At 38.8% G+C, this 18,956-nt stretch carries 16 protein-coding genes; 10 read left to right on the top strand and 6 right to left on the bottom strand.

All coding sequences use genetic code 11. The features are described 5' to 3' along the window. The 4 genes from CWB65_RS08005 to CWB65_RS07990 are packed head-to-tail and all read left to right on the top strand — an operon-like array spanning position 1 to position 5,185. Positions 1–1,011: a PilW family protein gene (locus CWB65_RS08005; protein WP_069440279.1), complete on the top strand. Its 1,011-nt coding sequence runs from the start codon at positions 1–3 to the stop codon at positions 1,009–1,011. Further along, positions 999–1,529, top strand: coding sequence for a pilus assembly PilX family protein (locus CWB65_RS08000; protein WP_138740358.1), 531 nt, complete (start codon positions 999–1,001; stop codon positions 1,527–1,529). Before CWB65_RS08005 ends, CWB65_RS08000 begins: the two co-directional genes overlap by 13 nt. Before the next feature lies 1 nt (position 1,530). Then, positions 1,531–4,749, top strand: coding sequence for a PilC/PilY family type IV pilus protein (locus CWB65_RS07995; RefSeq protein ID WP_138740357.1), 3,219 nt, complete (start codon positions 1,531–1,533; stop codon positions 4,747–4,749). Positions 4,750–4,765: 16 nt separating this feature from the next. Continuing rightward, a complete protein-coding gene (locus CWB65_RS07990; RefSeq protein ID WP_138740356.1) occupies positions 4,766–5,185 on the top strand; it encodes a type IV pilin protein in 420 nt (139 codons plus the stop codon). A gap of 2 nt (positions 5,186–5,187) precedes the next feature. Here the strand turns inward: CWB65_RS07990 and CWB65_RS07985 are convergent, their stop codons facing one another. Beyond that, the gene (locus tag CWB65_RS07985) at positions 5,188–5,718 is read right to left on the bottom strand and encodes a GspH/FimT family pseudopilin (RefSeq protein ID WP_138740355.1); all 531 of its coding nucleotides are present in this window, start codon (positions 5,716–5,718) and stop codon (positions 5,188–5,190) included. A gap of 79 nt (positions 5,719–5,797) precedes the next feature. After that, complete coding sequence (locus tag CWB65_RS07980; RefSeq protein ID WP_069440275.1) at positions 5,798–6,367, bottom strand: GspH/FimT family pseudopilin; 570 nt, start codon at positions 6,365–6,367, stop codon at positions 5,798–5,800. 160 nt (positions 6,368–6,527) lie between these two features. Here CWB65_RS07980 and glnB point away from each other — a divergent pair, with 160 nt between their 5' ends. Beyond that, positions 6,528–6,866 (top strand): nitrogen regulatory protein P-II, encoded by a 339-nt coding sequence (glnB, locus tag CWB65_RS07975; protein WP_006792790.1) that lies wholly within the window; start codon positions 6,528–6,530, stop codon positions 6,864–6,866. A 56-nt stretch (positions 6,867–6,922) separates the two neighbouring features. On the opposite strand, the gene CWB65_RS07970 is transcribed toward glnB, so the two are convergent. After that, positions 6,923–7,687 carry an outer membrane protein assembly factor BamD gene (locus tag CWB65_RS07970; RefSeq protein ID WP_006792791.1) on the bottom strand — a complete coding sequence of 255 codons (765 nt, stop codon included), beginning with the start codon at positions 7,685–7,687 and terminating at the stop codon, positions 6,923–6,925. A 141-nt stretch (positions 7,688–7,828) separates the two neighbouring features. On the opposite strand from CWB65_RS07970, the gene rluD reads away from it, so the two are divergent. The 3 genes from rluD (at position 7,829) to clpB (ending at position 12,211) form a co-directional block, all read left to right on the top strand. Continuing rightward, positions 7,829–8,806, top strand: a complete 978-nt coding sequence (gene rluD, locus CWB65_RS07965; RefSeq protein WP_006792792.1) for a 23S rRNA pseudouridine(1911/1915/1917) synthase RluD — start codon at positions 7,829–7,831, stop codon at positions 8,804–8,806. After that, positions 8,806–9,537, top strand: coding sequence for a peptidoglycan editing factor PgeF (gene pgeF, locus CWB65_RS07960; RefSeq protein WP_138740354.1), 732 nt, complete (start codon positions 8,806–8,808; stop codon positions 9,535–9,537). The genes rluD and pgeF overlap by 1 nt, the downstream gene beginning before the upstream one ends. 97 nt (positions 9,538–9,634) lie before the next feature. After that, positions 9,635–12,211, top strand: a complete 2,577-nt coding sequence (gene clpB / locus CWB65_RS07955) for an ATP-dependent chaperone ClpB (RefSeq protein ID WP_006792794.1) — start codon at positions 9,635–9,637, stop codon at positions 12,209–12,211. 64 nt (positions 12,212–12,275) lie between these two features. Here the strand turns inward: clpB and CWB65_RS07950 are convergent, their stop codons facing one another. Beyond that, positions 12,276–13,823, bottom strand: coding sequence for a methyl-accepting chemotaxis protein (locus tag CWB65_RS07950; protein WP_138740395.1), 1,548 nt, complete (start codon positions 13,821–13,823; stop codon positions 12,276–12,278). 441 nt (positions 13,824–14,264) lie between these two features. Between CWB65_RS07950 and gshA the strand changes: the two genes are divergently transcribed. Both gshA and CWB65_RS07940 read left to right on the top strand, forming a co-directional pair. After that, positions 14,265–15,842 (top strand): glutamate--cysteine ligase, encoded by a 1,578-nt coding sequence (gene gshA / locus CWB65_RS07945; protein ID WP_039036608.1) that lies wholly within the window; start codon positions 14,265–14,267, stop codon positions 15,840–15,842. A 135-nt stretch (positions 15,843–15,977) separates the two neighbouring features. Beyond that, positions 15,978–16,592: a transglycosylase SLT domain-containing protein gene (locus CWB65_RS07940; protein ID WP_138740353.1), complete on the top strand. Its 615-nt coding sequence runs from the start codon at positions 15,978–15,980 to the stop codon at positions 16,590–16,592. Positions 16,593–16,635: 43 nt separating this feature from the next. On the opposite strand, the gene CWB65_RS07935 is transcribed toward CWB65_RS07940, so the two are convergent. After that, positions 16,636–17,907, bottom strand: a complete 1,272-nt coding sequence (locus tag CWB65_RS07935) for an HlyC/CorC family transporter (RefSeq protein WP_008132535.1) — start codon at positions 17,905–17,907, stop codon at positions 16,636–16,638. Positions 17,908–17,968: 61 nt separating this feature from the next. After that, a complete protein-coding gene (locus CWB65_RS07930) occupies positions 17,969–18,775 on the bottom strand; it encodes a cytochrome C assembly family protein (RefSeq protein ID WP_006792799.1) in 807 nt (268 codons plus the stop codon). Positions 18,776–18,956: the final 181 nt, after the last annotated feature.

Raw genomic sequence — 18,956 nt, 5'->3', positions numbered from 1 at the left:
ATGAAGCAAAAAGGGTTTACTCTTGTAGAAGTTATGATTTCACTATTTATTGGTGGTTTGATTTTAGGTGGTGTCATGTTTACTTTTATTAGCATGAAAATAAGCACAAAAGACACGATGAGCATCGGTGAACTCCAAGAGTCTGGCCGCTTAGCCATTAATATTATGCAACGCGATATAGAGCAAGTAGGCTTTTGGGGAACTTATTATGATGATTCATTTACTACAGCAAACACAACTGTTACCGCGACAGGGGTCGCAGGTGATTGCTCAGAGGGAGCTAATAACGGCAGCTTCCCAGATTTAACCAGTAGTAGTAATTTTCGTACTATTTACGCAAAAACGACTACCAGTAAAGATAACCTAAATTGCATTAACGATGGCATTATTCCTGCTAATGATAAAGAGACCGATATTCTTCAGCTCAAGTTTTTACAAGGTGATCCTCAATATGATGCTGTTGCAGGCACTAATACAACAAGCGATAAAATAAATTATTTTATCGCAGAACAAGAACAAGCAAGTTTTGTAACCGGTAAACATACCCCAACAAATATCAATGCAACTATTTGGCCATACAGTCATCATGTTTATTACATTAAAGAAGAAGAGTATTTAGTAAATAATCAAAAAATAAAAGTTCCCGCATTAAGACGAAAACGATTAGTTAATGGAAAAATGACCTCTGAAACGATAATGGAAGGAGTCGAAAATATGCGTTTTTTGTTTGGATTAGACACGAACAGTGATAGTCGAGTTGATACTTACAAAAGCCCCAGCACAATTACTGCTGCTGAATGGGAAAACCGCAGAGGTATATTAACGGTGCAAGTTTTTTTATTAATCCGTGCACTTCAACCAGACCCAGGAATAAAACTCAAAAACCAAAAATATACTTTAGGTGAGGGAGCTGGAAAGCGAGAATTAAATTTTAATGATAACTATAGAAGAACAGTTTTTACTACAACTATTCGTTTAAGTAATGTTGGAGGTAATTTATGGAAAATCTAAAGTCTTTACCAACTAAGCAGCAAGGTGTCGTGCTTATCACAGCATTAATAATGGTAATAGCCGTAACTGGTATTGCTGTCACTCTTATGAGTAGCAGTACGATTGATATTAAAATTACCAACGCAGCCCAAGAGCGAGAAGTTGCAGAAAATCAACTAATTGGTGAAGTGCTAAGAGTGATTGCGTCAGAAGCTAAAAAGGGTGCTGATAGTGACTTTTTTCTTACTCCAGATGAGATCGCTACAGATTCGGGTAAGCTTGATGGTGATGGTAATAAAATAATTATACCAGAGAAGGACATTACAGAGCCTGGGCACGAAATGAAAAGCATAATGACGAATTTAAATCGTGGTTCGCTAGAGCTTAATTGTCCTCGTAGTTATAGTTTTACAGCGGGTGTTTCATGCAATATGGTTCAAGTATCTACTACGATAGAATATGGCTCTAAAAGCAAGCATCAACTAACCATAGTTACTGGTATAGCTCAAGAGATGGCCAGTACGGGTAAGGGGATTTAAGATGAAATTTAAACTTTATATAGCACTAGTTTTATTATTTACATCAGTAATTAATATGCATGCATACGCTGAGGATATTGAGATTTACGTAAATAAAGATGTAAAATTCGATGAAAAACCAAGAGTTCTTTTTATTTTTGATACGTCAGGAAGTATGGACGAGGAAGTTACATCAGCAGGCACAAGAGAGCGATGTTATATAAAGGAAAGAGAAAGTTACTTCTTTGGGCTTTTATGGCGTGATGTATATGTGGAACTAGGGCAGTGCTATGAAAGTAAAAGCAGCTATAGTGAATATAATCAACAATGTTACATAAACATTAGAGGTAGTTACAACCCCAATTATCAACCAAGTTGTGTTGATGAAGTTGAAGGTGGGACAAGGCTTGAGGTTGCAAAAAGAGCTGTAAAAGGTTTAATAAATGACAACAGTGATATTGACTTTGGTTTAATGCGTTTTAATTATAACGCAGGTAATGAACCCGGTGGCGGCTATGTGCTTGCTAGAATAGGTGCAAATGAAAATATACTGATTAATAAAATCAATGAGCTACCTGCGTATGGTTCAACTCCATTAACAGAAACTTTGTGGGAGGCATATTTATACATCACAGGACAAAATCTTAAGTTTGCGAGAAGGGTTAACGGCAGAGATAAAAGCATTGATGAAAATAGCAAGTACATATCACCTTTTAAACAAGATCAAGGAACTCCACTGCGCTGTGATAACTCTATTAATATTATTCTTATAACAGACGGTGAACCTCAAAATGATGATGAAGCTGATGGAAGTATAAATAAAGAATATAAAGGTATATTTGGAGCTAATTCGAGTTCATTTGGGAGCTATAAAAGTTATTTAGTAGCGTTAGCCAAAATTTTATATGGTACAGAGACTATATCTGTTGATTTATATCCTCAGACCTCTGAGGTGATTGATACGGGTAGGCTTTTTACTATAGGTTTTGGTGATGGAATGGGTGAAAATGCGCTCAAACTTTTAGAAGAAGCAGCTAAGGTTGGTGGTGGGGATTATTTTGAAGCTAAATCAGCAGCAGCCCTTTCTTCTGCACTTAAAAATACAATTTCACAAATTAGAGAAGAAAATAGTACTTTCATTTCTCCATCAGTGGCCAGTAATAACGTAGATCAAACTCGAAGTCGAGATGCAATCTATTTTGCTATGTTTTATCCAGATAAAAGTACACGTTGGCGAGGTAATTTAAAAAAATTAAAAGTATCAGACGGAAAAATTATTGATTCATCGTTAAAGTTAGCACTCAATGAAGATGGATTAATTAGTAAGGATGCAAAAACCTTTTGGTCTGTTAATAATTCTGCAGATGGTAATTCGGTAAAAAATGGTGGCGTTAATGCAATGCTGGCAACTATAAAGGATAAAGATCGTAAAGTGCTAACGGATATCGGCTTTTTTAAGGCCGACAGTATTATTGATGCTATGGGTGAAAGCCAGGCAGCTAGTGCTTTCTTAATTGATAAGTCTGAGCTTGAAAATACGATTAATTGGGCGCGTGGGGTTGATGTTGATAATAAGAATCCTGAAAGCGAACAGCGTAATGATATCTTTGGTGATCCCTTACACTCTAGGCCTGTAGCAATAGATTATGGTAATAATGATATACGTATACTGATTGGTACTAATGCTGGCTTTTTACATATGTTTAAAGATGACGATGTAAATAATGAAGTTAAAGAAAGTTGGGCGTTTATACCGTCTGTACTTTTTAAAATAATTAAATCATTAAGAAAAGCAGAATCTGGTAAGCAATATGGCATGGATGGGCCTATTAGCGTGTATTCCAAAAATGAAAGTCTCAATAGTGATAACGTTAACGATGGTATTGTAGATGCGACAAAAGGAGATAATGTATGGGCTTTTGCTGGCATGCGACGTGGTGGAAGAAACTATTACGGCTTTAATATTACTGACCCAGATAACCCTAAGTTAAAATGGACAATTCAAGGCGGTGAAGGAGACTTCACAAAACTGGGTCAAACTTGGTCAAAGCCGCAAGTGGCATTTATAAAAGCTTTTGGTGATAAACCAGTACTGGTTTTTGGTGGTGGTTATGACACAAATAAAGATACTAGCTCAGAGGCTGACTCTGTAGGTAATAATATTTATATTGTTGACGCAAATACAGGTACTAAGCTTTGGTCATTACTAGATAATAATAATTTTAAAGGAAAACATAGTATTGCTGCAGATATAACTCTACTAGATTCTGATTATGATGGTTATATCGACAGAATATATGCTGCAGATACAGGAGGTGATATCTGGCGTATAGATATGCCGGGCGATAAGAAAGGAGCTTTTAATCACCATAAATTGGCTGAGCTAGGCGGGAGTGTTGATAGGCGTTTTTTTTACAAACCAATGGTTGCACGAACGCTATTTAGTAAAGTGACAATAAAGGGAGGTGTTACCACTAGACTAGACACCCCATTTGATGCAATTGTTATCGGCAGTGGGAAAAGAACAAACCCTAATGATGCTGAAACAGCAGATCAGTTGTTTATGATAAGAGATGAAAATACAGTTACACAATTATTTTCAGATAAAAAACCAGACGTAATAAAACCAGATAATTTAATGGTAATGAATGATGATCCATTTGGTAAGGCGTTAAATAACGTAACTGGCTTTATTGAATTAGAAGCAAAGCTTGGGGCAGAGTTTAAAGGGTGGCGATATAGATTAGCTGCAGGGGAAAAATCATTAGCGGCTGCAACAGTAATTGGTGGCGTTGCATATTTTACATCTTTCACACCTGCTTCAGAGTCATCGACTAAAAACCAATGCTCGCTCAGTGGCGGCGGCGGCTCACTTTATGCTTTTCATTTACATTACGGTACTAAAGTTTATGATGATTTAAAGTTTGCAACTAGTACTGAAGTACCTGATACACCACAGCTTTATTTTGGTTCTACTTGCGCCGATAGCGATGGTAATGGAAAGTGCGATGATGATTCTTCAAAAGTACCTAAAAGCCAATTCTATTTAATTGGACCGGGCATAAAAGGTGATAATGCTAAAAACCCGCTGGAACCACTTGAAATTACAGGGCCAGGATTAAAAGTTGTAGACGATAAAATACAACTTGTAAAAGATGAAACATTAGGGTTTGGTTTTAAAACACAGCAAACGTATATATATAAACGCGAAGAAAATGATGAAAATATACAGAACGAATAAGATTAAGGCGGCCGAAATGATAAAAAAACAACGTGGTTTTACCTTGATTGAGCTAATGATAGCTGTAGCTATTGTAGGGATTTTAGCCTCAATAGCACTGCCTAATTATACAGAATATGTAAAACGTGCCTCACGTGCAGAGGCAGTTGCAGCATTGTTAGATGCTGCAAACAAGGAGGAGCAGTATTTTGTGGATAATAGGGAATATACAGAGACATTTACTGATTTAGGGTTGCAAGACAAAACCGAGAATAAACATTTTGAATTAACGATTAAAGTGACGAATAAGAATGCTTTTACAATCATTGCAAAACCTGTGGCAGGGCCAGTAAAAGGAGATGATGATTGCACTGAGCTTTTCATAACTGATACAGGTCTTAAAGGTGCTAAAGGCGCTAAAGGTAACTCAGATATTGACTATTGCTGGGGCCGTTGAGTTTAATTTTTTTGACACTTATCGGTTGATTTAATTCTTATTCTACCCGTTTGACTTACAGATAAAGCCAATCCTTCGAGATTGGCTTTATTGCTATTGGGGCAATATATAAAAGTCCCATTTTGAAAACCATTTAAAGAACCATCTGGACGAAATGTAATGGCGTTGCGCGGATACTCTAAAGTATCAGCATCATGAACATCCTCGAAAGTGCTTAAGAGTAGTTCATCATCATCTAGAGTCGTTGATTTATCTTTGTCGATAAACAGTGACATTTGACCATCCCATTCGTCTTTTGTGCATTGGCTGTTTTTTAGTGCGCAAAGCGTGACGTAAGTAGCATTTTCAATTGCGTAAAGGCGGCCGTAATTTATATTTCGGTGTAGCAGATTCACATGGTTATCTAATCGGTTTTTAGCCAAGAAGTCTGGATAAAACCACATCGATAATTGACTGATTACACTGACAACAGCAATTGATACCATTAATTCGAGAAGTGTCACTCCCTTGTTTTTTGATATTGATAATCTCATCCTTGAAGACCTGAGTTAATAAATGATTAACTCAGTCTAGTAAATGATACAAATATGACAAGATAAGTTTGTATGTTTTTTAGTCGCACGTTTCGTCAGTATCACCAAGATAAAAAGCTGTACCAGAGACAGATACGCTAAGTGCTTTATTGCTTTTGTTATCACTATTAGGACAATAAATAAAACCGGTCAACTCATCAACTTCTGGGTCGATAAGATTTGTTGTAATTCGTCCGCTAGTATCAAAACGAAGATAGCTATCACCCGTGAATTTTATTTTGTCATTAGAAGACACATCCGACATTACGCGTAGTAGGCTATCATTCTCAGTATCATAGCTACCATTATTATTAGCATCTATAAATAAGATCACAGTATTAGTTGAACCCCACCCACTTTTACATGTGAGATTGGAAGTGCCAAGATTTTTTGCACTGGGAACAGGACACACAATGACTATTTCATCTGTACTTGCTGCTTGAGAGCGTGCATAGCTAATATTTCTTTTTAACTCCAACAAAAAGTTCTCAGCTCTATTTTCTTCTAGCATATCGCTGCTATTCCAAAGTGCAATTGTGGCAATAATGCCTACAATAGCCACAGTCACCATCAGCTCTAGTAAAGTGAATCCGTATTGTATTTTTTTCATATTGATCCCGTAGGTTACTTATTGTTTTAGTATAGCTATTTTTATTAGCATAATCATAGCATGGCTGATTAATTTATCACCGTAATTCAATTGCTTTGTTTGCTATGAACCTTATGATTGTCTAAAATCGTGGCATCTAAGGCTTTAAAAAGTAATTAATATGAAAAAAATAGAAGCAATTATAAAACCGTTTAAACTTGATGATGTACGCGAGGCACTGTCAGAGGTGGGCATTAACGGCATGACCGTGAGTGAAGTAAAAGGCTTTGGTCGTCAAAAAGGGCACACTGAGCTTTATCGTGGTGCTGAATATATGGTTGATTTTCTGCCAAAAGTGAAACTTGATATAGTACTTGCTGACGAAAGTGTAGATCGCGCGATTGAAGTTATTGTTAAAACTGCACAAACCGGAAAAATTGGTGACGGTAAAATATTTGTCACTGAGGTTGAGCGTGTAGTTCGTATTCGTACCGCTGAGGAAGATGAAGACGCAATCTAATTTAAGCTTAAATAGCTTAGGCAGTAAAAAGGCGCTTTAAAGCGCCTTTTTTGTATTTACTGTGTTCTTTTATTCAGCGCTTGTGCTTTTTTAGCGTTTTGACTTAATTCGGTTAAACCTAATTTTTCATAGCTTTTTTGCATCATATCAAGGGCTGCGTTTAAGTAACTACTTTGTGAGTAGTGTTCAACAACAAATTTACCACGGTTAGCAGCTGCTAAGTACGCTTCGCGCTCATAGTAGTATGTAGCTACTTTTAGCTCGTAACGTGCCATACGGTTTAATAACCATACTAAGCGACGTTTTGCTTCTGGTGCGTAACCGCTTTGTGGAAAACGTTTTACAAGCGTTGATAAATCAGTAAAAGCAACGCGGGTTCTGTTAGCATCCCTGTCTGCTCTATCAATACCAAAGTATTCTTGGAACGCGTTTTTGTCTGCTTTAATATTTACCAAACCACGCATGTAATACATGTAATCTAGATCTTTATGATTTGGATTCAAACGGATAAAACGGTCAATGGTTGCTAATGCTTGTTCAGTGTTACCCGACTGGTAATGAGCATACACTAAATCCATTTGTACTTGTTTTGAGAATGGCCCAAATGGGTAGCGAGAATCAATCGCCGATAAAAGCTCAATTGCACGGGCATATAAGCCTGAATCTAGTGTTTCTTTTGCATCTTCGTATAAAGCTTGTGCTGATCTATTTGGCACACGTTGAATGTCTTCTTGGTCAGGTGCTGACGAACAGGCACCTAAACTAAGTACCGAAACTGAAAAAACGATGGCAAATGCACGTTTCCCTATTTTATTTATCATTTTATTTGTTACCTTCGATGTCTTCGGCTAGGCCAAGTCGGTAAAACCGAGTAAACTATACGTATTATATTATGCTTTTATTAAAAGCGATTCTAACCCAGTCGAGCAAAGCTTGCACTGGTAAATTGGGTAAAGTTACGAATGACAGAGCAAATTTCTCTTCAAGCCGAGGTTCCAACCGACTTAGGTGGTAAACGTCTAGACCAAGTATTAGCGCAATTGTTCCCTGATTATTCACGTTCACGTATAAAAACTTGGATTTTGGATGATAAAATCACCGTTGATGGCGAAATATTAAACACACCGCGTACAAAACTGTTAGGCGGTGAAGTGTTAAATGTTGAAACAACCATTGAAGCACCGCGTGAATACCTTGCACAAAATATCGACTTAAACATTGTTTATGAAGATGACCATATTTTAGTTATTAATAAACCTATGGGATTAGTGGTTCATCCTGGTGCTGGTAACCCAGATGGCACAGTGCTTAATGCATTATTACACCATTACCCTGACATTATTAATGTGCCACGAGCAGGTATTGTGCACCGCTTAGATAAAGATACAACAGGTTTAATGGTTGTTGCTAAAACAATTCAGGCGCAAACACACCTTGTTAAGGCACTACAAAAGCGTGAAAACTTCACTCGTGAATACGAAGCGCTTTGTAACGGCACTATGACAGCGGGTGGTATGGTCGAAAAACCAATTGGTCGTCATGCAACACAGCGTACTCATATGGCTGTGCATGAAATGGGTAAGCCTGCTATTACTCATTACCGTGTTGCTGAAAAATTTCGTGCGCATACGCGTTTGCGCTTGCGTTTAGAAACAGGCCGTACTCACCAAATTCGTGTACACATGGCTTATTTGAACCACCCATTAATTGGTGACCAGTCATACAACGGTCGTCCGCGTCCACCAAAGGGTGCAACACCGCAATTGTTTGAACTGCTTAGAAGTTTTAAACGTCAAGCGTTACATGCGGTAAAACTAAGTATTGCGCATCCAATTACGGGCGAAATGATGACGTGGCAAGCACCTATCCCAGATGATATGGTAGAAATGACGTTAGCACTTCGTGAAGATACTCAGGCTAACCCAGATATAGATAGATAATGCAGTTGCTATCAGCAACATGGCAAAGCCTTCACAATGTGGGTACTCTCAGTACCACACGTGAAGGCGGCGTATCAAAGGCACCCTATAACGGTTTAAATTTGGGGCTTCATGTTAATGATAGCCAAGCTGACGTTTTAAAAAATCGCTCAGTATTAAATAACTTCCTTCCAAATCCAGCTATCTGGCTAAATCAAATTCACAGCGCAGATGTAATTACAGTTGATCAGCAGTTTGATTTTAATAAATTACATAATGCCGATGCACTCTATACACGCCTAGTTGATCAACCTTTGGCTATAATGACTGCCGATTGCCTACCTATATTGCTTGCAAGTAATGATGGGACTGAGGTAGCAGCTATTCACGGCGGCTGGCGAGGGCTAAAGCAAGGTATTATTCAAAATGCACTTAAATGCTTTAACGCTAAACCAGAAAATATATATGCTTGGCTTGGTCCGGCAATAGGGCCGGATCAGTTTGAGGTTGGTGTAGAGGTTTTTGAAGCATTTAATAATCAATCGCCTTTATTCTCAGATGCATTCAAGCCGCACCTCAATAACAAGTATTATGCTGATATATACGGTATAGCGCGTACTTTATTATCGCAGTTAGGGGTAATAACTATTGCTGGTGGTGAGTACTGTACAGTTTCTCAATCACATTTATTTTTCTCTTATAGAAGAGATCGGCAAACAGGGCGAATGGCTAGTTTGATCTGGCGCAAGTAATTAATCATTTAGCGAATATATTTTCTTTCGTACCTTGAACAAATCGTGCAACATACCCATTTATTAATCAATTAGATTTTTTAATAGGTAACCCCTCATGCGTTTAGATAGATTTACAAGTAAATTTCAATCTGCGCTTTCTGATGCGCAATCGCTGGCCCTTGGCCGCGATCATCAATTTATTGAACCCGTTCACCTAATGTATGCACTCCTCCAACAGAGTGGTTCAAGCGTTCGTGCCTTGTTTGCTCAAACAGGTGTAAGTGCAGACGAGCTTAATACAAAGTTATCCCAAGAAATAGAAAAGCTATTCAAAGTTGAAGGCGTTGGGGGCGATGTACAGTTATCTAATAATATGGCTACGCTTATAAATTTATGTGATAAGTACGCTCAAAAGCGCAAAGATAAATTTATTTCTAGTGAGTTATTTGTTCTTGCTGCGTGCGATGACAAAGGCCCGCTTGGGGATATTTTGAGATCGCTTAATATCACTGCAACAAAAATAGAAAGCGCCATAAAAGCAATCCGTGGGGGTCAAAAAGTTGATGATCCGAATGCGGAAGAAACGCGCCAAGCTTTAGAAAAATATACGATTGATTTAACCGAGCGTGCAGAGCAAGGCAAGCTTGACCCCGTTATAGGTCGAGACGACGAAATACGCCGTACTATCCAGGTATTACAGCGCAGAACTAAAAACAACCCGGTACTTATTGGCGAGCCTGGGGTGGGTAAAACCGCCATAGCAGAAGGCTTAGCGCAGCGTATTATTAATGGTGAAGTACCAGAGGGATTAAAAAATAAACGTGTATTGTCACTTGATTTAGGAGCCTTGGTTGCTGGTGCTAAATTTAGAGGTGAATTTGAAGAGCGTTTAAAATCGGTTTTAAACGAGTTGGCTAAAGAAGAAGGCCAAGTCATCTTATTTATTGATGAAATTCATACCATTGTAGGTGCAGGTAAAAGCGATGGCGCAATGGATGCAGGCAATATGCTTAAGCCAGCGCTCGCACGTGGCGAGCTGCATTGTGTAGGGGCAACCACACTAGACGAATACCGTAAATACATAGAAAAAGATGCAGCCCTTGAGCGCCGTTTTCAAAAAGTATTAATCGAAGAGCCTTCAGTTGAAGACACTATTGCAATATTGCGTGGTTTAAAAGAACGTTATGAACTGCACCACTCAGTTGAAATCACCGACCCTGCAATTGTTGCGGCCGCGCAGTTATCGCATCGTTATATTAGCGACCGCCAGCTTCCCGATAAAGCAATAGATTTAATTGATGAAGCAGGTTCTTCTATTCGTTTGCAAATTGATTCGAAGCCTGAGTCATTGGACAAGCTTGAACGCCGCATTATTCAGTTAAAACTTGAAGATAATGCTCTCGCTAAAGAAAAAGATGAGGCAAGTCAAAAGCGCCGCAGTGAAATGCAAGAGCTTATAACCGATCTTGACGGCCAATACCGCGAACTCGATGAAATTTGGAATGCAGAAAAAGCATCACTGCAAGGTACGCAAGTAATTAAAGCTGAGCTTGAGCAAGCTCGGCTCGACTTAGACGTTGCTCGCAGAGCAAGTGATTTACAGCGCATGTCTGAGTTGCAATATGGTCGTATACCCGAACTTGAACGCAAATTAGACTTAGCGTCACAAGCCGAAATGCAAGACATGACGCTGCTTAAAAACCAAGTAGGCGAAGATGAAATTGCAGAGATACTCTCTCGTTGGACAGGTATTCCAGTGTCACGCATGTTGCAAGGTGAACGTGAAAAACTACTGCAAATGGAAGATAGATTGCACAGTAAAGTAATAGGGCAAGACGAGGCAGTTGTTGCGGTGTCTAACGCTATTCGTCGCTCCCGAGCTGGGCTTGCTGATCCAAACCGACCGATTGGCTCATTTTTGTTTTTAGGGCCAACAGGCGTAGGTAAAACAGAGCTTACTAAAGCCCTTGCTGGGTTTATGTTTGACACAGAAGATGCCATGGTGCGCATTGATATGTCTGAGTTTATGGAAAAACATTCTGTTGCCCGTTTAGTAGGTGCGCCTCCTGGGTACGTAGGGTATGAAGAAGGGGGCTACTTAACAGAAGCTGTTCGCCGTAAGCCATATTCGGTCATATTGCTTGATGAAATAGAAAAAGCACACCCTGACGTGTTTAATATTTTATTACAAGTACTTGATGATGGTAGGTTAACCGACGGACAAGGGCGTACTGTTGATTTTAAAAATACCGTAATCATCATGACCTCAAATTTAGGTTCAGATATTATTCAAGAGCAGGCGGGTAATAATGATTACGCAACACTAAAATCAAAAGTAATGGATGTATTGATCAGTGAATTCAGACCTGAGTTTATAAACCGCATTGACGAAACCGTGGTATTTCATCCGCTAGCGAATCAGCACATTAAAGAGATTGCTGATATTCAGTTAATGAAGTTACGTGAACGTTTAACTGAGATGGGGTACTTACTAGAAATTAGCGATGCGGCGCTCGATACTATTGCTGCAAGTGGGTTTGATCCTGTATACGGCGCACGTCCATTAAAGCGGGCCATTCAACAAACAATTGAAAATCCGTTGGCGCAAAAGTTACTTAATGGTGATTATATTCCGGGATGTGTCATTGTTATTGATGCTGGCAGTGATGGGTTAGTATTTACTAGCCGGTAAATAATTATAAAAACCGCTTAGTTGCCTATCTCCTGAAACTAAGCGGTTTTTTAACCTATAATGTTTATACTTTAAAAGTTAATAGCAAGTCATTTACTTTTCGTGAGCCTTCAACCAGTTCTGCTGCACCTTTAGCTACTTCAAAGCTTAAACTCAAATTGTTATCGCCAAAGGCTTTAATATCAGTCACATTGTTGCTGATATCGTTACTCACCATTTGTTGCTCTTCTGCTGCAGACGATATTTGAATGGCTAAATGCGATATTTCACTAATTTGAGAAAAGATACCTTCTAGCTCCACTTGCGTTTTTTCTGTGGTACTAACGCAATTATCGGCTTGCTCTTTTGTGTCTTGCATCACTTTTGACCAGCTAAATAAAGTATCTTGTATTTCTTTTATTGAGCTGTGAATTTGTGTTGTAGCACTTTGTGTACGAGACGATAAAGTTCTTACTTCATCGGCAACGACAGCAAACCCTCTGCCATGCTCACCCGCTCTAGCTGCTTCTATTGCTGCGTTAAGTGCAAGTAGGTTTGTTTGATCTGCAATGCCTTCTATTTCACTCATTACCTGACCAATCTTATCAGCTTCTGAGGCCAAGCTACTTGCGGTGGTTGCTGCATGCTCAACTTGAACGGCCAGATCTGAGATCATATTACTGTTATCGGCAATGTGTATTTTAATTTCAGAGCAACTGCTGTGTGTTGCATTAACTTTATCTGCGGTTTCAGCTGTGTTTACTGAAATTTCGCCAATGGTCGATCCCATTTGTGTCATCGCAGATGCAATCTGTTCTAAACGCTCTCCCTGAGAGGCAATTCCTTGCTCTGTAAGTGTTGATTGTTTGTCTAAATTAGTCGCAATACTATTAAAGTTAAGAGTTGAATCTTTCATTCGCCCAAGTACAGTACGCAACTTGGCATTTAGCAGTTGTTCTTTGAAGTCACTCACGCTGTGGGCTGTGGTGCCGCTGTAAATATAGCGAGAAACAGAATCTGATTTCGCTTTATGCTCACGTAATATTTTTGGGGTTGCAACAAGCTCATCGTAATTTAGGGCGACTACTAATACACAAACAATAACGTTAAGCAAAGTAATGGCTATTGGGCCAAATACCGCAGAGCTTATTAACCAAAGTAACACACACGCGATGGTGATACTTTGCCTTACTCCTGTTTGCTCACGAATACTAAATAACGATTTTTTAGCATTAAGTGTATCGTATAAGCTTTGCGCCTTATCTTTAAGGGCTTGGCTTGGCTTTGTTCTTACTGATTGATAACCAACGAGCTGACCATGTTCAAAAATTGGCGTAACAAAAGCGTCAACCCAATAGTAACGGCCATCTTTACAGCGATTTTTTACCATGCCGCGCCAAGAGTGACCATGTTTTAATGTTTCCCACATTTCTTTGAACGCTGCTTTAGGCATATCTGGGTGGCGAACTATATTATGGTTTTTGCCAACAAGCTCTTGTATTGAGTAACCAGCAACTGTACAAAATTCTGTATTAGCGTAGGTAATAACACCGCGTAAATCGGTTGTTGAAACAAGCTCTTGTGACTCATCAAAATGAACTTCTTCATTAATTAATGTTTTATTACTGTGCATTGCATTCACTATCATCCTTTTTAATTAACTGAAGTATATTCAGTTATTTACACAAAGCAAAATTAAAGCTCGATTATGTTTATATTGACGATGAATTGAATGCTTTATTGATCTATATCAAGATTTCTGTGGTTAATAACGTCAGCGAAATAAAATTGAATTTTTTAATCGAAATAACAGGTCTCCTATCCGCATTGGTTTAATGCTTCATTGCATACCGTGTAATTAGTAAATACCTTCGTAAAGCAATTGTATAAAGTAAATAGCAATGGCAAGATTACAACATAATTTTACGAAGATAGTTAAATCAAGCGTATGCTAAAATTAGGGATTTTAAGACTAATTGAAAAAACTAAATGGTTCTTAACAATTTAATCTTGAGTAATCGGTAATTAGCCCCCATAACCGTATGATTAAGCCACGTGGCCCGAGGAAATATTTTTGACAACACAAGATCTAACAAATGCGCTTAACGCGTTATCGACTGGTGAACACCAAAACGCAATTAAAGGCATTAAACGTGGCATTGAACGAGAGTCGCTAAGAATACAAAGCAACGGTGCTATATCTCCTACAGGTCATCCTAAAGGGGTAGGGAGTGCACTAACCAATGGTCATATAACGACTGACTTTTCTGAATCTTTACTTGAATTTATTACACCGGTTAGCGAGTCATCAACGCAAACATTAAAGCAACTGCGCGATCTTCAAAAGTTCACGCTTGAAAATATGGGTGACGAACTGCTTTGGCCTATCAGTATGCCGTGCTTCATCAACCACCAAGACGATATCGTACTTGCTCAGTTTGGTAGCTCGAATATAGGCAAAATGAAGACGCTTTACCGTGAAGGGCTAAAAAATCGATACGGCAGTATGATGCAGGCTATTGCTGGCGTGCATTTTAATATCTCTTTTCCAGAGTCACTTTGGAAGTCTCTGCATTCGTTAAAGCAAAGTAATACGAGCTTGCAGGATTTTATATCTGATGGTTATTTATCGCTGATAAGAAACTTCAAACGCGAGCTGTGGCTTATTAGTTATATGTTTGGCGCATCGCCTGCCCTGTGTAACTCATTTTTGCAAGGTCGTAAAACAGATTTACCGTTTAAAAAGTTAGGTAAAGGTACCTTGTACTTAGAGGTCGGCACTGCACTGCGTTTAGGTAACTTAGGTTACACAAACAGCGCACAATCGTCCTTGCGTGTCATGTATAACTCGCTTGATGAATATGTTGCTGGTTTGAAAAAGGCCATCAATACGCCATCAGATATATACAGCGACATTGACGACTACACTAGCGAACAGCCAAAACAGTTAAATAAAAATATTCTGCAAATAGAAAATGAATTTTATTCGCCAATTCGCCCTAAACGTAATGCGAACAGTGGTGAGACGCCAACAGATGCACTATTGAGAGCGGGTATAGAATATGTTGAAATTCGTGCATTAGACGTAAACCCATTTAGTGAAGTGGGTATCGATATAGAGCAAATTCACTTTTTAGATGTATTTTTAACGTATTGCTTATTAAAAGATTCACCAAACATGGATTGGAAAGAACAGGCTCGCAGTACTGAAAATTTAGATGCGGTTGTAAATCAGGGGAGAGAGCAAGGGTTGATGCTCAACGATAATAATACTCCGCGTAGCCTGCAATCTTGGGGGAATCAAATATTTGCTCAATTGACTGATGTTGCAAAGTGGATGGATAAAGCTTACGGCGTAAGTTATTACTCTGAAACAATTGAGCGAATGAGCACGTGGGTTAATGATCCTTCGCTTACTTACTCTGGACGATATGTAGCAAAACTAAAAGAGTCAGGTTTAGACAATGGTCACTTTGCCTTAGACTTAGCAAACCAGTATAAGCAAAGCCACATAGACACAGATTACAGTGAGTTTTTAAAGCCGTGGCTCGAGCAGCAAGTTGAGCAGTCAAATGAAGCGCAGCGTAATATAGAAAATGCAGATGCGCAGTCGTTTACAGCGTTTTTAGATGAGTATTTTCATAAAAACTGATACCCAACATGCACGCAAAAAAAACGCAGCCTAATATGGCTGCGTAAATAATATTCAAGGATGAAACAATGCTATACAGCTGCATTAATTATTACGACCAACACTTTTTATAAAAGTTCAGTGAGAACACAAAAAATGAACAAAAAAGCACTTATTTTATCTCTCACTCTCGCTTTTACTCTTGCCGGGTGTGCTACAGCGCCACCTAAACAGCCAAATGATCTTTGTAAAATTTTTGAAGAAAATCCTGATTGGTATTTTGATGCAAAAGACGCGCAAGACAAGTGGGGCTCTCCTAAACATGTACTCATGAGCATGATGTATCAAGAAAGTTCGTTTAAGCACGATGCAGCTCCGCCTATGGAATATTTTTTATGGATTATACCAACAGGTAGAGCAAGCTCAGCCTACGGTTATTCACAAGCTAAAACGCCTACTTGGGCTGATTACGTTCGTGAAACAGGTAACAGCGGAGCAGATAGGGATGACTTTGATGATGCAATCGACTTTATGGCGTGGTTTGTTTATAAAACGCATAAAGTAAACGGCATTTCAAAATGGGATGCTTACGCTCAATATCTTAATTATCATGAAGGCTGGGGCGGGTATAAACGTGGCACATATAAGAAGCAAAAATGGTTAATGAGCGTAGCCAACAAAGTAAAAAATAGAGCAAGTCGTTATGGCACGCAATTAAAGCGATGTGAAGATGAGCTTGATAAAGGCTGGTTGGAGCGGTTATTTACTTAATTGGACAACAGCGTAAATAAGGAGCCTTATGGCTCCTTATTTGTTATTGACGAGTACGTTTTTTAGGTTGTATTTTAACCTGTTTAATCATGTTTTCTTTTACTTCGAGTACTTCTAATGGGTATCCCGCAATACGTAAACTGATATTTGCGTCAGGAATATCTTCTAAATATTCAACAATTAAGCCGCTTAATGTTTTAGGGCCATCAAGAGGAAAGTCCCATTCCATTTCTTTATTTAAGTCACGGACGTTTGCGCCACCATCTACAATAAACGAACCATCAGGTTGTGTTGTCACTTCTTCACTTGGCGTACGTGTTTGAGTGGTCGTGAAATCGCCCACCACCTCTTCTAAAATGTCTTCAAGGGTTACTAGTCCTTGAATATCGCCGTATTCATCAACAACTATACCAATTCGCTCTTTTGATTGTTGAAACTTAAACAGTTGTGTATTTAATGATGTGCCTTCGGGGATAAAGTAAATTTCGCGAACTGCACGCAATAGTGACGGTTTGTCAAATTGCTCTTTTGTTAAAAGTCGCAGCGCATCACGTGAGTGAATAAAACCGACTGCATCATCAATATTATCGCGATACAATAAAACACGTGTATGTTGCGCATGTGTTAGCTGGCGGCTAATTACTTTCCAATCGTCGTTTATATCAATCGCCACAATTTCGTTACGTGGGATCATAATATCTTCAACAGTAACTTGTTCTAAATCTAAGATAGAAGTCAGCATGCTTTGGTGACGAGCAGGTAATAAAGCACCTGATTCGTTCACGACTGTTTTTAATTCTTCTTTGCTCATGCTGTGCTCATCGATTTGAGCTGCACTAATACCAAATAAACGTAATATGCCGTTAGTTAGCCAGTTAACAACTACAACAAACGGAAACATGATTTTCAGCAAGCCTTTGAGTATCACTGAGCTTGGAAAGGCTACTTTTTCGGGGTAAAGGGCTGCGAGTGTTTTAGGCGTAACTTCAGCAAATATAAGCACTACCAAGGTAAGTACACCTGTTGCTATTGCGATACCTAAATCACCGTATAGGCGGATACCTATAATAGTGGCAACTTGAGCTGCGGCTATATTTACTAGGTTGTTACCAATTAAAATGAGGCCAATAAGCCTATCGGGACGGCTAAGTAATTTACTGACTCGTTTAGCTGCACGGTGATCTTGCTTTGCAAGATGTCGCAGGCGTATACGATTGATTGACATAATCCCAGTTTCAGAACCAGAAAAATAAGCAGAAAAAAGTACCAATAATCCTAATGTGATAAACAGGGTACTTGTCGATATGTCGTCCAACGATGGATCCTTTTTTTATAAATCAATGCGTATTAAGCTAGAGTGAGCAACTAGAGTCAAGTTAAAACTTGTTTAGTACGACTTCTTGTACAAAACGGCTGCCAAAATAAGCTAATGTGAGGACAAATGCTGCAACCATGATGGTAATTACCACAGGTTTACCACGCCAACCTTGTTTAATATGGCCAAGGGCGACTACAACAAAAATAGCCCATGCCACCAACGAAAGTATGGTTTTATGGATAAACTCTTTGGCAAACATGCCATCGAGAAATACAAATCCGCACACGAGTGCAATTGTAAGCAGCGCAGTACCAAGATTAAGCAGTTGATAAAGCTGGCGCTCAACAACCATCAACGGAGGTAAATGGCTATGCACAATGGCGAGGTCTTTGCGCTTAAGGCGTTTATCTATAAAGTAAAATTGCACGCCGTATAAGGTTGCAATAATTAAGATACAGTAAGCGAGTAGGGAAAGTGATATATGGGCAACCAAACCAAGCTCAACATCTATACTTTGCAGCAATATATGATGGGGTATAAATAAGCTTGCAACAGATAAAAGCGCTGCAAAGCCATACACTACGGGCAATAATAAAGTGGCTGGAAATTTTAAGGAGACAGCTGTTACAGACACAACAATAACCCAACAGGTTAGCAGTGCGACATTTACAATGCTTAGATCTTGACCGTCAGAACGAAACACCGAGTTCACCAATAACAACATATGCGCCAATATAGCGACGGTACTCAAGATAACAGTTACTTTTTGGTTTGGGCCTTGTTTATGAAAAAGCCGTGAAAGCACGTGTGACGTTGCTAGCACATAAAATAAACTGGTGATAATAGTTAAACTGATGATCAGCATTTTGCTTGGGCCACTTAATTTGAGTCAAAAAATCCTTGCAAGTACAAACGTATTGTATTTTATAGCAACGCAAATGAATAGACCTTAAAAAAGAAACTTAATTCACTGCACTTGAACACTGTATTGTCCACCACTATTTACGGTATACTGTTTTTAATTCAAATTTAATAATATCAATGTC

Origin of the sequence: Pseudoalteromonas sp. S554, assembly GCF_005930865.1 — a bacterium.
In the GTDB taxonomy this organism is placed as follows: domain Bacteria; phylum Pseudomonadota; class Gammaproteobacteria; order Enterobacterales; family Alteromonadaceae; genus Pseudoalteromonas; species Pseudoalteromonas marina.
The sequence above is the reverse complement of the archived record's forward strand: the minus strand, read 5'-3'. Positions and strand labels throughout refer to the sequence as shown.

What these genes read in the sequence shown, in the direction of transcription:
- clpB (WP_006792794.1), top strand. Translation starts at nt 9,635, where the DNA reads ATGCGTTTAGATAGATTTACAAGTAAATTTCAATCTGCGCTTTCTGAT.
- CWB65_RS07940 (WP_138740353.1), top strand. Translation starts at nt 15,978, where the DNA reads ATGAACAAAAAAGCACTTATTTTATCTCTCACTCTCGCTTTTACTCTT.
- CWB65_RS07995 (WP_138740357.1), top strand. Translation starts at nt 1,531, where the DNA reads ATGAAATTTAAACTTTATATAGCACTAGTTTTATTATTTACATCAGTA.
- CWB65_RS07980 (WP_069440275.1), bottom strand. Translation starts at nt 6,367, where the DNA reads ATGAAAAAAATACAATACGGATTCACTTTACTAGAGCTGATGGTGACT.
- CWB65_RS07930 (WP_006792799.1), bottom strand. Translation starts at nt 18,775, where the DNA reads ATGCTGATCATCAGTTTAACTATTATCACCAGTTTATTTTATGTGCTA.
- CWB65_RS07990 (WP_138740356.1), top strand. Translation starts at nt 4,766, where the DNA reads ATGATAAAAAAACAACGTGGTTTTACCTTGATTGAGCTAATGATAGCT.
- rluD (WP_006792792.1), top strand. Translation starts at nt 7,829, where the DNA reads ATGACAGAGCAAATTTCTCTTCAAGCCGAGGTTCCAACCGACTTAGGT.
- CWB65_RS07950 (WP_138740395.1), bottom strand. Translation starts at nt 13,823, where the DNA reads ATGCACAGTAATAAAACATTAATTAATGAAGAAGTTCATTTTGATGAG.
- CWB65_RS08000 (WP_138740358.1), top strand. Translation starts at nt 999, where the DNA reads ATGGAAAATCTAAAGTCTTTACCAACTAAGCAGCAAGGTGTCGTGCTT.
- CWB65_RS08005 (WP_069440279.1), top strand. Translation starts at nt 1, where the DNA reads ATGAAGCAAAAAGGGTTTACTCTTGTAGAAGTTATGATTTCACTATTT.
- CWB65_RS07970 (WP_006792791.1), bottom strand. Translation starts at nt 7,687, where the DNA reads ATGATAAATAAAATAGGGAAACGTGCATTTGCCATCGTTTTTTCAGTT.
- glnB (WP_006792790.1), top strand. Translation starts at nt 6,528, where the DNA reads ATGAAAAAAATAGAAGCAATTATAAAACCGTTTAAACTTGATGATGTA.
- pgeF (WP_138740354.1), top strand. Translation starts at nt 8,806, where the DNA reads ATGCAGTTGCTATCAGCAACATGGCAAAGCCTTCACAATGTGGGTACT.
- CWB65_RS07985 (WP_138740355.1), bottom strand. Translation starts at nt 5,718, where the DNA reads ATGAGATTATCAATATCAAAAAACAAGGGAGTGACACTTCTCGAATTA.